Here is a 13635-nt window from a genome sequence, read left to right as displayed (position 1 = left end):
AGGATGTCATGACCACATCAGCTGAACTATTCGATCTAGCGAGCCGCCATATTCCTGGCGGCGTAAATTCGCCTGTCCGGGCATTTAAAGGTTTGCACCGTCCGCCGGTTTTTATGGAGCGCGCTCAGGGCGCCTTCCTGTTTGACGTTGAAGGGAACCGCTATGTGGATTACGTGGGCTCCTGGGGACCAATGATCACAGGGCATGCCGATCAAGACGTACTGGCAGCCGTTCGAGCTCGTTTGGATAATGGCCTTTCGTTTGGCACCCCGACGGCGGTAGAAACCACCATGGCGGACCTCATCTGCGAGATGATTCCCTCTATGGATATGGTGCGTATGACTAGCTCTGGCACCGAAGCCACTATGTCGGCTATTCGCTTGGCGCGGGGCACCACCGGGCGCGATAAGATTGTTAAGTTTGAAGGTAATTATCATGGTCACTCGGACTCGCTGCTGGTAAAAGCCGGCTCAGGGGCACTTACCCACGGTGAACCTAGCTCACCAGGCGTGCCTGCTTCACTGGCGGAGCATACGATCACTCTGTCGTATAACGACCCTGAAGGGGTTGAGGCGTGCTTTGCTGAGATTGGCGATCAGATTGCCTGCATAATCGTTGAGCCAGTGGCTGGCAACATGAACTGTATTCCACCCCAGCCAGGCTTCTTAGAAACACTGCGAAGAGTATGCAATGAACACGCTAGCGTGCTGATTTTTGATGAAGTGATGACAGGTTTTCGTGTGGCGCTGGGCGGTGCACAGGCACACTATGGCATTACCCCGGATCTGACCTGCCTGGGTAAAATTGTCGGTGGCGGCATGCCGGTGGGCGCATTTGGTGGCAAGCGCGAGATTATGCAGAATATTTCTCCCATGGGTCCTATATATCAGGCAGGCACGCTGTCCGGTAATCCACTGGCGATGGCGGCGGGAATAGCTCTACTGACGAAGCTTCAGGTACCGGGTTTTCACGATGCGTTAACCCAGCGGGTTAACACATTGTGTCAGGGGCTGCAAGAGCGCGCCAACGCTGCACGTGTACCAATGATGACGCAATCAGCTGGCGGTATGTTTGGTCTCTTCTTTACCTCTCAACGTCGTGTGGATAACTTTGCCCAAGCCACGGCATGTAATCCAGATGCGTTCCGCCGCTTCTTTGGCGCGATGCTAGATCACGGTGTTTATCTGGCCCCTTCTGCCTATGAAGCGGGTTTTATGTCGAGTGCTCATACCCCGGAAGATATCCAGTTCACCCTGGATGCAGCAGAGAAAGCCTTTGCAGTTATGTAACGGCAAGTAACGTAAAGCTCGCTATACCACAAGAGCCGCTCATTACGAGCGGCTCTTGTGGTAAACGAGGTATCACAATGCAACGACCAACGGCTTGGCGATATGCGATGTGTGCGGCGGGGCTAATAGCATGCGCCCCACTGCTGGCGTAGTCGTCTCAGGAGCAGACTATGAATGAGATCCATATCAGCATGAGCGGCTCTCCAGGCGCAGAGTTTTCAGCCCACTGGCGTATTACCCATGAGGGCGAAACGACGGAGCATATCGAAGAGCGTGGGACCGTACCTGCCGAGTACACGTTTATCGGTACTGAACTGGAAGGTGCCGTTAAACTGTTGAGTGATGATGAGCAACTGGACGTCGACATTCAAAAAGGCACTAACCGTACTCGTTCTTCTACCCAAGGGGTGGGAGGCACGTTAACGCTCGTGATGCGGTAGGGATATCTAAATATCACCGTATTAATTTATCTTAAATTAGCGTGTTCTAACCTATCTTTTTCTAAGATACGTTCAGTAACATTTTGCTGGCTTTTGATACGGCGGATGAGCGCGTAAACTGACGCTCTAATGTCTGGAGTGTTTGTCATGTCAGCAGCCAATACCCTTGTTCTGGCGAGTGGAAATAGCGGAAAGTTAAGAGAATTCAATCAATTACTTTCACCTTTAGGCTTTGATGTTCGCCCTCAAGCAGATTTTGGGGTTATTGATGTCGAAGAGACAGGGTTAACATTCGTAGAAAATGCCCTGCTCAAAGCCCGTGAAGCGAGCCTTATTAGCGGTTTGCCCGCGCTATCGGACGATTCTGGCCTCGAAGTGGACGCATTGAATGGTGCGCCGGGTATCTATTCCGCGCGCTATGGCGGCGAGCCAAAAAGTGATCAAAAAAATAATGAGACGTTATTAGCCGCGTTAAACGATTGTGCGGAAGGTCAGCGCAGCGGGCGCTATTGGTGCGTACTGGTTTACTTGCGCCATCCTAAAGATCCGGTTCCGGTGATCGTACAGCGCAGTTGGGAAGGTGAAATTCTTGCTCATCCGCGGGGCCAGGAGGGGTTCGGCTATGATCCCCTTTTCTGGCTACCGGATCAGGGAATGAGTGTTGCCGAGCTGCCCAGCGAAACTAAAAATCGCCTTAGCCACCGAGGCCGCGCGCTTCAGGGCTTGGTGGAGTTGCTGCAGGTGGCGCATGGCTGACACGCTGCCGCCGCTATCGCTTTATATCCACACCCCTTGGTGCGTACGTAAATGCCCCTATTGTGATTTCAATTCCCATGAGCCAGGTTCGCACGGCTTTACGCCGAAAGCGTTGCCTGAAGATGCTTATCTTAAGGCGCTGTTACAAGATCTGGATGGCGACCTTGCATTAGCCGCTGAGCGGGAAATACAGACTATTTTTATCGGCGGTGGGACGCCGAGCCTGCTTTCGCCACTGTTTTATGATCGTTTACTGACAGAAATCAAGCACCGGCTGCCTTTTGCTAACGATATTGAAATTACCTTAGAGGCCAACCCAGGCACTACCGAGCAAGAACGTTTCACTGGCTATCGTAATGCGGGTATTAACCGCTTATCGCTGGGTATTCAGAGCTTCCAGCCCGCCCAATTACATGCTCTTGGGCGCATTCATAGCGGCCAAGAAGCCGTGACAGCGGTTACCCAAGCGCGGCACGCTGGATTTACCAATATCAATATTGACCTCATGCACGGTTTGCCAGAGCAAACGCCTGAGCTTGCAATGGATGATATTGAGCAAGCCTTGGCGCTAGCCCCACAGCATCTTTCTTGGTATCAGCTGACTCTAGAACCGAATACCGCCTTTCATTCTAATCCCCCGTTATTACCGGAAGAGGAGGCGCTTTGGGATATTCAGGACACAGGGCACCAGCGTTTAGAGCAGGCAGGATTTGAACGTTACGAGATTTCGGCTTACGCCACTGCTAATCATCAAAGTCGTCATAATCTTAATTATTGGCAGTTTGGTGATTATTTAGGCATTGGTGCAGGCGCCCATGGCAAGCTTAGCCACATTGATCAAGATAAACAGTGGAATATCGAGCGGCGCTGGAAAACTCGCCAGCCTGATGCCTACCTTAAACGTATGGACGATTTGCGCGGTTTTGTGGCAGGCAAGCAGTTAATAACAGCAGATGAACTGCCCTTGGAGTTTGCCATGAACGCTTTACGGCTGACGGAGGGTGTTACGCTGGGTACGTGGACAGCTAACACAGGGCAGTCACATACTTTGTTACTGGAGCGTTTACAGTCCGCCGATAAAAAAGGACTTTTGATGCAAATGCCTGAAAAACTGCGTGCATCGCCTCAAGGTCTATTATTCTTGAATGAGTTGCTGGCATTAATTGGCGATGATTGATAAGTAATAAACCAACTATCTTTTAAGAAACAAACGATTGAAGATAAATAAGGAGTGAGTGATGCGTATTTCTCGACTACTGACACCGTTGGCCGCTGCTATTTTAGTCGCAGGTTGTGCCACCTCTGACCCCTACGGTGGCCAAACGCAGCGCTCTAGCACCGCTATGGGTTCGGGCATTGGTGCCGCAATCGGTGCCGCTGCGGGTGCGCTGTCGGGCGATGGCAGTACTAGCCGTCGCGACCGTGCGTTGATTGGTGCTGCCGTCGGCGCTGCCGCAGGTGCTGGCGTTGGTGTCTATATGGACCGCCAAGAGCAGCAGCTGCGTGACAACTTGCAAGGTTCACGTATTGAGATTGATCGCCGCGGTGACGATATCGTCCTCAATATGCCAAGCGGTGTCACGTTTGGTTTTGACTCGGCCGACCTTACCAGTGAAGCACGCAGCGCCCTGAACGAAGTCGCTAGCGTATTGACGCAGTACCAAGACACTCGCGTTAACATTGCTGGTCATACCGATAGCACCGGCGATGCAAGCTATAACCAGCGCCTGTCTGAACGCCGCGCCCAGGCTGTCGGCAGTTACTTAACCCAGAACGGCGTCGGCTCTATGCGCCTCAATACATCCGGGTATGGTGCAACTCAGCCAATCGCTAGTAACGACAATGAACAGGGCCGTGCCCAGAACCGTCGCGTCGAAATCACGTTGACCCCCACCGGTGATGGTCAGGGCCAGCGTTAGTAAGCGCGAGTCGCTTAACTACTTATTGCCGCTGATAGCCCGCTATGTTCACATAGCGGGCTTTTTTATTCATCTGCTGACGAGTCCCCATGCTGTCATATCAACATGCCTACCATGCCGGTAACTTTGCCGATGTTCATAAGCATCTTACCCTGTATGCGGTGACCGATTATTTATTACGTAAAGAATCTGCCGTTACATATGTTGATACTCATGCAGGGCGCGGCCTTTATCCCCTTAGTGGGCAAGAGAGCCAACGCTTGCAAGAGTACCGCGAGGGTATTTGGCCACTTTGGCAGCAGCCTAAGTCCAGCGCCCCGTTCTTGGGCGCATGGAAAGAGGTGCTGAGAAGTGCCCAGCCGGACGCAGCCACGTTAACGCATTATCCGGGTTCACCCTGGTGGATGAGTAATGTGCTACGTGAGCAGGATAAGCTGCGTCTGTTTGAACTCCATCCCGGAGAGCACAAGCAGCTTAATGCCCAGGTATTATCGCCTAACGCACAGCGCGTTTTTGGTGATGGTCTAGTGGGATTAACAGATATGCTGCCGGTGAGAACGCCGCGACTGTGCGTCCTTATCGACCCAAGCTATGAGCGCAAAGTGGAGTATCAAGAGGTCGCTGAGACGGTGGTACACGCCTTGGAAAAAGTGCGCCATGGCGTGATATTAATCTGGTATCCATTGCTACCGGCAGGCCACCATCACGCGTTACTAGATACGCTAAAGGCGCGTGGAGTGCGCAAAATCTGGCGCAGCGAGCTGCTATTGCGCGCCCCAGCCGAGCAAGCTCACGGTATGTATGGCAGTGGCATGCTAGTGATTAATCCACCCTGGGGATTAGATCAGCAGCTAGCGGCGGCAATGGCGGAGATAACGCCGCTACTAGGCTCCAGCAGCCGCTATAAGGCAGATTGGTGGGTACAAGAGTAGCTGCCTTTGCTATTTACCGATACAGAAGCTGCCGAAAATCTCGCCGAGTAGGTCATCGGCGCTGAATTCGCCGGTGATCTCGCCTAATGCCTGCTGGGCGTCACGTAAGTCTTCAGCCAGCAGCTCTCCTGCACCATAGCCATCAAGCTGAGCACGGCCGGTATCGAGCGCTGTCATGGCGCGGTCAAGCGCATCCAGGTGCCGTCGACGAGCAGAAAAGCGACCTTCGGTGGTAGCGGCAAAGCCCATTACCTCCTTCAAGTGCGCTTTTAAGTTATCCACACCCACCCCCGTTTTGACAGATAGCCGCACAATTGGTGTGCCTGTGGATAGGTCTAAACACGGCTGCTCAGCGCTGGTGTCTATCTTATTACGGACTAAGGTTAGGCGCTGCTGATCCGGTAGGCGTGCCACGAACTCTGGCCAAATCTCCATTGGATCGATTGAATCGGTGGTCGTGGCATCGACTAGCAGCAGCACCCGGTCAGCCTTTTCTATTTCGTCCCAGGCGCGAGCGACGCCGATTTTTTCAACCGCATCGGGGGTATCGCGTAGTCCGGCCGTATCGATGATATGCAGCGGCATGCCATCGATATGAATATGCTCACGCAGCACGTCGCGGGTCGTTCCGGCGATATCGGTAACGATGGCGGTATCCTGCTCGGTAAGCGCATTAAGTAGGCTGGATTTGCCGGCATTAGGACGTCCTGCGATCACCACACTCATACCTTCGCGCAACAGCGCACCTTGCCCCGCGGCTTGACGCACATCGCTAAGCGCCTGCTGTACGCTGCTTAAATGTTGTGCCACATGGCCATCGGCAAGAAAATCGATTTCTTCTTCTGGAAAATCAATGGCCGCTTCGACATAAACACGTAGCTCGATAAGGCGCTCCACTAGCGCGGAGATCCGCTTTGAAAACTCGCCTTGCAGCGAGCGAACGGCGTTTTCTGCCGCCGAGCGTGAGGTTGCATCAATCAGATCGGCAATGGCTTCTGCTTGGGCAAGATCTAGCTTATCGTTCAAAAAAGCCCGTTCGGAAAACTCACCTGGTCGCGCTAAACGAGCACCTAATGCTATGCAACGTTCCAGCAGCATATCCATGATAATCGGGCCGCCGTGCCCCTGAAGCTCGAGTACGTCTTCACCGGTAAAAGAATAAGGGCCATTAAAAAGTAGCGCGATACCTTCATCAATAGTGCCTTCAGCGCCCTGAAAGGGGCCGTAATGGGCGTACCTTGGTGCTGGGCAGTGCCCAATCATAGCTTGGGCGATCTCGCGGCAGGCGGGGCCGGAGACTCGTATAATACCGACGCCACCGCGCCCAGGAGGAGTCGCCAGTGCCGTGATGGTGTCAGGAGTGTAGAGGCGTTCGGCCATGGTGGCTCTCTTTAACAGTGGGCTGAAATAATAATGGATCGTTCCAGTATTGATCACAACTAGTGTGAATTTATTGGTCTTAAAACGCCAGACCCCCGCACGGGGCGGGGGTCTGAAGGCGCAGATTACAGCGGTAAATCACTGTCTCTTTAACTACTTAGTTCTCATGCCTTTGCCGATACTCGGGTCATTTTCGATTTTGCGCGTAATGTAGTACTGCTGCGCCACCGAAATGATGTTGTTGACCACCCAGTAGATGACCAGACCCGCTGGGAACCACAGGAAGAAGAAGGTAAAGATGATGGGTAGCATCTTCATAATCTTCGCCTGCATGGGGTCTGGAGGCGTCGGGTTCAACATCTGCTGAACGAACATCGAGATGCCCATAATGATCGGCAGGATGAAGTAAGGATCCTTCATCGATAGATCTTGAATCCAGAACATAAACGGCGCATGGCGCAATTCAACCGATTCTAGCAGCATCCAGTAAAGAGCGATGAAGACCGGCATCTGGATCACGATAGGCAAACAGCCGCCCAGCGGATTGATCTTCTCTTTCTGATAGAACTTCATCATCTCTTGAGACATTTTTTGACGATCGTCGCCATACATCTCTTTTAGACGCTGCATTTCCGGACCAAGCTTACGCATCCGGCCCATAGACTTGTAAGCCTTGGCAGACAGCGGGAACAGCACGGTCTTAACCAGCACGGTTAGCAGAACAATCGACCAACCCCAGTTACCAACGATTTCATGGATATGATCCAGCAGCCAGAACAGCGGGTTAGCGATAAACCAAAGCCAGCCATAATCCACGGTTAATTGCAGGTTGGGAGCGACCTGTTCTAGGTAGTCCTGAACCTTCGGTCCCATGTACAGCGTTGCGCCCAGAGTAGCTTCACCCTCTGCTGCAATGTTGCTTGTGGGGCCGGCAAAGGCGACGACGTTACGATTACTGGAATCGCTGGTGACGTAAAACAGGTTCTGCTGATCCTGCTGCGGTGCCCATGCGGATACAAAGTAGTGCTGAATAATAGCAATCCAGCCACCCTGCGCTTCACGGTTTTCAAACTCACGATTTTGAATATCTTCAAAATTGATTTTCTCGTAGCGAGCATCTGGCGTTGAGTAAGCTGCGCCCAAGTAGGACTTCATACCCATTGAGACGCCGCTGGAAGGGTCGGGGCTATTATCTCGTGCCAGCTGACCAATAAAGCGCGCAGTAACGGGCGCATCGGTATTGTTAGCTAGGTAGTAATTGACGTTGACCGCATAGCTGCCGCGGTCAAAGGTAAGTCGTTTAATGATCTCAACGCCGTTAACGTCAGCGGTTAGATTAACGCTTAGCTCATCATCGTTATCGCCTAAACGATACTCAGAATTTTCGGGAGTGAACGCGATGCGGCTAGCTTGACCGTCGAGCTGCAGCCCTGAGCGTGCGACATAGCTACGGCTGTTGTTGTCCGATAGCAGCACGTAGTTGCGCTCTGAATCGAGTGATTGCTTGTGCTGTGGTAAAGCAGCATAAACAATATCGCCACCGTGGGGATCGATACGCACATCAAGAACGTCGGTCGTGACGGCAATAAAATCGCGGCTTGATGACTCGCTTTCAGTACTGCTCGCGATTCCTTCTCCAACCGGGTCTTGCTGCGGAGAACTGCTGGGAACTGCTAAGCCATCGTCAGTTTCGACATTGCTAGGCACCGCCGAGTTGCTGCGTTGCGTCATTTCAGGAGCCGAATCATAATTTGGCTGCCCGTAATCCTGATTCCACTGGACGACTAACAAATAGGCTAGTACGGCTAGTGGAATCAGTAATAAAAGTCGTTTTACGTCCATGAGGGTTCTGCCCGCTGGGTGGTGAACATACTAGTGGCGCAGTGTCATTTACTTGCCCCTTGACACACGAAAGCCTGCCGGGGGGCAGGCCGAGGTCGAGCGGCGAAGTGTGCACCAAATGTCACGTGTTACGCTCTGGCGTTGGTTCTGCTATCACCGCCTGCGCGTCACGCTGGAGTCGCTTCCACATGCCGTATAACTGGCGATGTAAGGTGTCGTTATCGATATCCTGCACACCCCGCCGCGCAAGAACCACAATATCCACAGAGGGTAAATGGTCTTGGCGAAGGCGTACGGATTCTCGTACGAGACGCTTGAAACGGTTGCGGTCTACGGCGCGTTTAACATTTTTTTTGCTAACTATCAGTCCAAGGCGAGGGTAACCCCGAGTACTAAAGCGAACTAACGCCATCATACCTTTGCCATGCACTTTTAAGTCGGCTTGTTCAAACACGTGACTGAAGTCCCCAGCATTTAGTAACCGTAATTGCCGGGGAAAGCCTTGCTGCGGCACACGCAATCCGAAATCAGGCGCTCAGACGCTTGCGGCCTTTGGCACGGCGGCGTGCTAGGACGGCGCGACCGTTTTTGGTTGCCATACGAGCACGGAAGCCATGCGCGCGCTTGCGCTTGAGAACGCTAGGTTGAAAAGTGCGTTTCATAACTCGTTATTCCCACGTGGTTTAGGACGGAAAGTGAATTCCAAAAAGCCCGGTCCAGTGAGGAACTAGCCGGGGAGATTCAATTCAAGACCGGAAATTGTAGAGACTTCCTACGCCGGGTGCAATTTTTCCTTGCATAAAAAGCCTTGCAGAGGGATTGCAGCGCTGCTTTTGGGATATTGTTGGGCAATCGACGCTACCACTATTATTACTAGTTAGTAGTTCTAAACCTGTTGTTATTAATAGTGGGGATACTATTTGTGGATAAGTGATTTTAATATCGATATTTCAGTAAGTTATAATGATAAAAAATCTGTGTGTAAGTGTCGTATAAGCGGTCTAAAACATGTTGGTTAGATGTTTATAACCTTTAAGAAAACGTTATTATTCATATTTATCCCCCTTTCCTCCCGAGGTTGTCCCGCAGGCTTATTGCAAGTTGTCCACAGGCCAATATGGGTTCCTAAACCCATGTGGATAACCGGAGCTTTGAGCGCTACAATGGTCGGCCGTTTTCAACCGATGGTGAGATGAGTGTCACTGACGCTTTGGCAACAGTGCCTGGACAACCTGCAGGATGAACTGAATTCACAGCAGTTCAATACCTGGATACGCCCGCTGCAGGCAGAGGAAGGAGAGTCCAACGAGCTGCGCTTATTGGCGCCGAATCGCTTTGTGCGTGATTGGGTGAGCGATAAGTACGCCAAGCGGATAAGTGAGCTGATGCGTGAACTAGCCCCCGCGAAACCGCCTAAGGTCAGCCTGACGGTAGGTAGTCGCCGCCCGGCTACGCAGGCGCCTCAGCATCGTGATTTAGGTAATCCTATATCGGCTTCACCATCGCGACCTGCTTCGGCATCGGTGCATACGTCATCGCGGGCAGATGCCGCCGACGAGCGTGAGATCGATAAATTGCGTGAGCAGCAAGCGGCTACGCGGCGCCCCAATGAGCGACAGGTACAAGTTGAGGGCAGCCTGAAACATGGTAGCGGACTTAATCCTAATTTTACCTTTGATACCTTTGTTGAAGGTAAATCGAACCAACTGGCTCGCGCTGCGTCGCGCCAAGTGTCTGAAAACCCTGGTGGTGCCTACAACCCGCTGTTTTTATACGGTGGAGTGGGACTTGGTAAAACTCACTTGATGCATGCTGTTGGCAATGCGTTAGCGACCCGGCGCGAAAATGCTCGCGTTGTATATCTGCATTCCGAGCGATTTGTTGCCGATATGGTGAAGGCATTACAGCTTAATGCGATTAATGATTTTAAACGTTTTTATCGCAGCGTTGATGCCTTACTAATTGATGATATTCAGTTTTTTGCCGGCAAAGAGCGTTCACAAGAAGAGTTCTTCCATACGTTTAATGCACTCTTGGAAGGCGGCCAGCAAATGATCCTGACCTCTGATCGCTATCCGAAAGAGATTAGCGGTGTAGAAGAGCGTCTGAAATCACGCTTTGGCTGGGGGCTGACGGTGGCGATTGAGCCGCCGGAGCTTGAGACACGCGTGGCCATTTTGATGAAGAAGGCTGATCAAGCTAAGGTCGATTTGCCTCACGATGCGGCGTTCTTTATTGCGCAAAAAATTCGCTCTAACGTGCGTGAATTGGAAGGCGCGTTGAAAAAAGTCATCGCTGATTCGCATTTCATGGGCAAAACCATTACCCAAGATTTTATTCGCGAGTCATTAAAAGATCTGTTAGCCCTTCAAGATAAACAGGTTGGCGTTGATAATATTCAACGTACGGTGGCGGAGTATTACAAAATTAAGGTGGCGGACTTACTTTCTAAGCGCCGTTCACGCTCCGTTGCCCGCCCCCGTCAGGTGGCAATGGCGCTTGCTAAAGAGCTAACCAATCATAGCTTGCCAGAGATTGGCGACGCTTTTGGTGGGCGTGATCACACCACGGTGCTGCACGCATGCCGAAAAGTTAAATCGTTGCAGGAAGAAAGTGCGGACATTCGTGAGGACTATAAGAATTTACTGCGCCTGTTGACCAGTTAATCATTCCATAGGACGGACCTGCGATGCGCAGGTCTTTCAGGATTTAGAACCGGAGCATTGATGAAATTTTCGATTTCCCGAGAGGCGCTGCTACGTCCGCTGACGCTGGTCGCCGGTGTCGTCGAGCGTCGCCAAACACTACCTGTGCTTTCTAATGTGTTGATTCAGATAGAAGGCGATCAGGTTTCACTCACCGGTACTGATTTAGAAGTTGAGCTGGTTGGGCGTACCGTAGCAAGCCAAGTTGATCAGCCGGGCGCCGCCACGGTGCCCGCTCGTAAGCTGATGGACATTTGTAAATCTCTTCCCGATCAGTCTGACATTCAGCTTAGCGTTGAAGACGGCCGCGCTATACTGCGCAGCGGTCGTTCGCGTTTTACGCTGTCCACACTACCGGTAGCCGAGTTTCCAAATATTGAAGATGCCGACGGCAGCCAGGAAATTAGCGTGCCTCGCGGTATTTTAAAGCATCTGATTGAAGCCACATCATTTGCCATGGCACAGCAGGATGTGCGCTATTACCTCAACGGCATGCTGCTAGAAATTCAAAGTAACTTGCTACGCACGGTAGCCACAGATGGTCACCGCTTGGCGATGTGCTCTCGGCCAATCGACGTCTCTGTAAGCCAGTCGCAAAAGCTGATTGTCCCGCGTAAAGGCATCTTGGAGCTGTCGCGCTTGTTAGACGACAGCGATGAGCCGGTAAGCCTAACGTTGGGCTCCAGTCATGTTCGTGCACACACAGGTGATTTCACGTTTACCTCTAAGTTAATCGACGGTAAATTTCCGGATTACGAGCGTGTAGTACCGCGCAATGGCGATAAAGTGTTGATAGCTGAGCGTGCAGAGCTGCGCCAGATGCTTTCACGTACGGCTATTCTGTCGAATGAGAAGTATCGCGGGGTACGCCTTTACCTTGAGGAAAATAATCTTAAAGTAATGGCCAATAACCCTGAGCAGGAAGAAGCTGAAGAAAATATCGCCATTGAGTATAACGGTGGTGCAATGGAAGTGGGTTTCAACGTTGGCTATCTCGTTGATGTGTTAACGGTGCTTAATCAAGAACGGGTGCAAATTACGCTGGCTGACCCAAACAGCAGTGCGCTGCTTGAAGAGCCGGGCGGCGGTGACGCGCTTTATGTCGTAATGCCTATGCGCCTGTAATTATATTACGTATAGAATAATGTGAAGAATTGAGCGGCGCTTCTGATAGCAGAAGCGCCGTTTCTTCTTTGAATGCTACTGGCCTAATTAGTCTTACTGGTTACCTAGCCTAGAGATATTAGAAGTGACGATAACGAAATGAGCCTAACACTGCTTAATTTCCATGGCTTGCGCAACCTTCTACCGGTTGAGATGACGCCATCGCCTCGTATCAACGTTATTAGTGGTGCTAATGGCAGTGGTAAAACCAGCCTGCTGGAAGGCGTGCATATTCTAGGCATGGGACGTTCATTTCGTACTCGTCAGTTGAAGCATGCCATTCAATCTGAGCAGCCGCATATGACGCTCTTTGGGCGCCTAAGCGGTGAGCCTGAGGTTGCCCTAGGCGTTCGCCGTCTACGTGCCCAGAGAGAGCTAGAATTGCGCTTAAAAGGCGATAAGAACGCTCGGTTAGCAGCCTTGGTTGAAGCAATGCCGCTGCAGCTTATTAATCCGGATGCGTTTCGTTTGCTAGAAGGGTCACCGGCAGGACGGCGTGAGTTTCTGGATTGGGGTGTGTTTCACGTGGAACACGACTTTTTGGGAATATGGAAGCGTACTCGCCGTGCGCTGAAACATCGGAATGCACTGCTTAGGCGTGGTAGAATACAACCCCAGGAAATGGTTGTTTGGGAGCAAGAGCTTGCCAACTGGGGTGAGCAAATGGATATGCTGCGAAGGGCCTGGTTCAGCGATTTTCTACCTGTATTTGAAGAAACCTTAAAAATGCTGTTTCCTTTGTCCGGCCTCTCACTGCGCTACGCGAGAGGGTGGGATAAAGAAAGGTCTCTTTCGGCAGTGCTGCACGATAGCCGCACCACCGATCAGCAGATGGGGTTTACCCAGCAAGGCCCGCAGCGTGCCGATTTACGCATAAGAGTGAATAAACAGCCGGCTGTTGAAGTGCTTTCCAGAGGCCAGCAGAAGTTAGTGGTCAGCGCCATGAAGCTTGCCCAAGGCCGGTTTCTGGAAAGAACAGCGCAGCGACACTGCATTTATCTTATCGATGATTTGCCTGCGGAACTTGACGAACAAAATCGTTATCAGTTTTGTCAGCTACTTGAAGATATGCAGTGCCAAGCTTTTATTACCAGCGTCGAGTCTTCTGCTTTACGACGCACATGGCTTCCTAGTACGGCGGTAAAAATGTTTCACGTGAAACATGCTGAACATGGGCTAAGCCAATTAGTGCAGGACAGCTAAGCAGA

Annotated in this window: 13 protein-coding genes; 9 read left to right on the top strand and 4 right to left on the bottom strand. The window is 51.7% G+C overall.

What is annotated here, in order from left to right; all coding sequences use genetic code 11:
• The first annotated feature begins 8 nt into the window (after positions 1–8).
• The 6 genes from hemL to ACT3TF_RS12415 all read left to right on the top strand — a co-directional run bounded on the left by hemL (position 9) and on the right by ACT3TF_RS12415 (position 5336).
• On the top strand, positions 9–1289 hold the full coding sequence (gene hemL, locus ACT3TF_RS12440; protein WP_096276723.1) for a glutamate-1-semialdehyde 2,1-aminomutase: 1281 nt from the start codon (positions 9–11) through the stop codon (positions 1287–1289).
• Between the two features lie 170 nt (positions 1290–1459).
• A complete protein-coding gene (locus tag ACT3TF_RS12435) occupies positions 1460–1729 on the top strand; it encodes a hypothetical protein (RefSeq protein ID WP_444672291.1) in 270 nt (89 codons plus the stop codon).
• Between the two features lie 147 nt (positions 1730–1876).
• Positions 1877–2485: an RdgB/HAM1 family non-canonical purine NTP pyrophosphatase gene (gene rdgB, locus ACT3TF_RS12430; RefSeq protein WP_441684354.1), complete on the top strand. Its 609-nt coding sequence runs from the start codon at positions 1877–1879 to the stop codon at positions 2483–2485.
• Positions 2478–3662, top strand: coding sequence for a radical SAM family heme chaperone HemW (gene hemW, locus ACT3TF_RS12425; RefSeq protein ID WP_441684353.1), 1185 nt, complete (start codon positions 2478–2480; stop codon positions 3660–3662). The genes rdgB and hemW overlap by 8 nt, the downstream gene beginning before the upstream one ends.
• Positions 3663–3723: 61 nt before the next feature.
• Positions 3724–4404: an OmpA family protein gene (locus tag ACT3TF_RS12420; protein ID WP_441684352.1), complete on the top strand. Its 681-nt coding sequence runs from the start codon at positions 3724–3726 to the stop codon at positions 4402–4404.
• An 89-nt stretch (positions 4405–4493) separates the two neighbouring features.
• A complete protein-coding gene (locus ACT3TF_RS12415; RefSeq protein ID WP_444672290.1) occupies positions 4494–5336 on the top strand; it encodes a 23S rRNA (adenine(2030)-N(6))-methyltransferase RlmJ in 843 nt (280 codons plus the stop codon).
• A gap of 9 nt (positions 5337–5345) precedes the next feature.
• On the opposite strand, the gene mnmE is transcribed toward ACT3TF_RS12415, so the two are convergent.
• From mnmE to rpmH, 4 genes are all read right to left on the bottom strand, one after another.
• On the bottom strand, positions 5346–6716 hold the full coding sequence (mnmE, locus tag ACT3TF_RS12410) for a tRNA uridine-5-carboxymethylaminomethyl(34) synthesis GTPase MnmE (RefSeq protein ID WP_096276693.1): 1371 nt from the start codon (positions 6714–6716) through the stop codon (positions 5346–5348).
• A gap of 153 nt (positions 6717–6869) precedes the next feature.
• Positions 6870–8558, bottom strand: coding sequence for a membrane protein insertase YidC (yidC, locus tag ACT3TF_RS12405; protein ID WP_096276691.1), 1689 nt, complete (start codon positions 8556–8558; stop codon positions 6870–6872).
• Positions 8559–8679: 121 nt separating this feature from the next.
• Positions 8680–9072 (bottom strand): ribonuclease P protein component, encoded by a 393-nt coding sequence (gene rnpA / locus ACT3TF_RS12400; RefSeq protein WP_096276688.1) that lies wholly within the window; start codon positions 9070–9072, stop codon positions 8680–8682.
• A 13-nt stretch (positions 9073–9085) separates the two neighbouring features.
• Positions 9086–9220, bottom strand: a complete 135-nt coding sequence (rpmH, locus tag ACT3TF_RS12395; RefSeq protein ID WP_008959105.1) for a 50S ribosomal protein L34 — start codon at positions 9218–9220, stop codon at positions 9086–9088.
• Positions 9221–9754: 534 nt separating this feature from the next.
• Here rpmH and dnaA point away from each other — a divergent pair.
• From dnaA to recF, 3 genes are all read left to right on the top strand, one after another.
• Positions 9755–11224: a chromosomal replication initiator protein DnaA gene (gene dnaA, locus ACT3TF_RS12390; protein ID WP_096276686.1), complete on the top strand. Its 1470-nt coding sequence runs from the start codon at positions 9755–9757 to the stop codon at positions 11222–11224.
• 60 nt (positions 11225–11284) lie between these two features.
• Positions 11285–12388 (top strand): DNA polymerase III subunit beta, encoded by a 1104-nt coding sequence (gene dnaN / locus ACT3TF_RS12385; RefSeq protein WP_096276684.1) that lies wholly within the window; start codon positions 11285–11287, stop codon positions 12386–12388.
• Positions 12389–12526: 138 nt separating this feature from the next.
• Positions 12527–13630, top strand: a complete 1104-nt coding sequence (gene recF / locus ACT3TF_RS12380; RefSeq protein WP_193063011.1) for a DNA replication/repair protein RecF — start codon at positions 12527–12529, stop codon at positions 13628–13630.
• Positions 13631–13635: the final 5 nt, after the last annotated feature.

It is taken from the genome of Halomonas sp. AOP25-F1-15 (genome assembly GCF_052378675.1).
Classification (GTDB): Bacteria; Pseudomonadota; Gammaproteobacteria; order Pseudomonadales; family Halomonadaceae; genus Vreelandella; species Vreelandella casei.
This window is presented reverse-complemented; position numbering and strand designations above follow the sequence as displayed.

Bases quoted from the DNA above. Each gene is read 5' to 3' on its own strand.
- rdgB (WP_441684354.1), top strand. From the start codon at position 1,877: ATGTCAGCAGCCAATACCCTTGTTCTGGCGAGTGGAAATAGCGGAAAG.
- rpmH (WP_008959105.1), bottom strand. From the start codon at position 9,220: ATGAAACGCACTTTTCAACCTAGCGTTCTCAAGCGCAAGCGCGCGCAT.
- recF (WP_193063011.1), top strand. From the start codon at position 12,527: ATGAGCCTAACACTGCTTAATTTCCATGGCTTGCGCAACCTTCTACCG.
- dnaN (WP_096276684.1), top strand. From the start codon at position 11,285: ATGAAATTTTCGATTTCCCGAGAGGCGCTGCTACGTCCGCTGACGCTG.
- ACT3TF_RS12415 (WP_444672290.1), top strand. From the start codon at position 4,494: ATGCTGTCATATCAACATGCCTACCATGCCGGTAACTTTGCCGATGTT.
- ACT3TF_RS12435 (WP_444672291.1), top strand. From the start codon at position 1,460: ATGAATGAGATCCATATCAGCATGAGCGGCTCTCCAGGCGCAGAGTTT.
- yidC (WP_096276691.1), bottom strand. From the start codon at position 8,558: ATGGACGTAAAACGACTTTTATTACTGATTCCACTAGCCGTACTAGCC.
- hemL (WP_096276723.1), top strand. From the start codon at position 9: ATGACCACATCAGCTGAACTATTCGATCTAGCGAGCCGCCATATTCCT.
- hemW (WP_441684353.1), top strand. From the start codon at position 2,478: ATGGCTGACACGCTGCCGCCGCTATCGCTTTATATCCACACCCCTTGG.
- ACT3TF_RS12420 (WP_441684352.1), top strand. From the start codon at position 3,724: ATGCGTATTTCTCGACTACTGACACCGTTGGCCGCTGCTATTTTAGTC.
- mnmE (WP_096276693.1), bottom strand. From the start codon at position 6,716: ATGGCCGAACGCCTCTACACTCCTGACACCATCACGGCACTGGCGACT.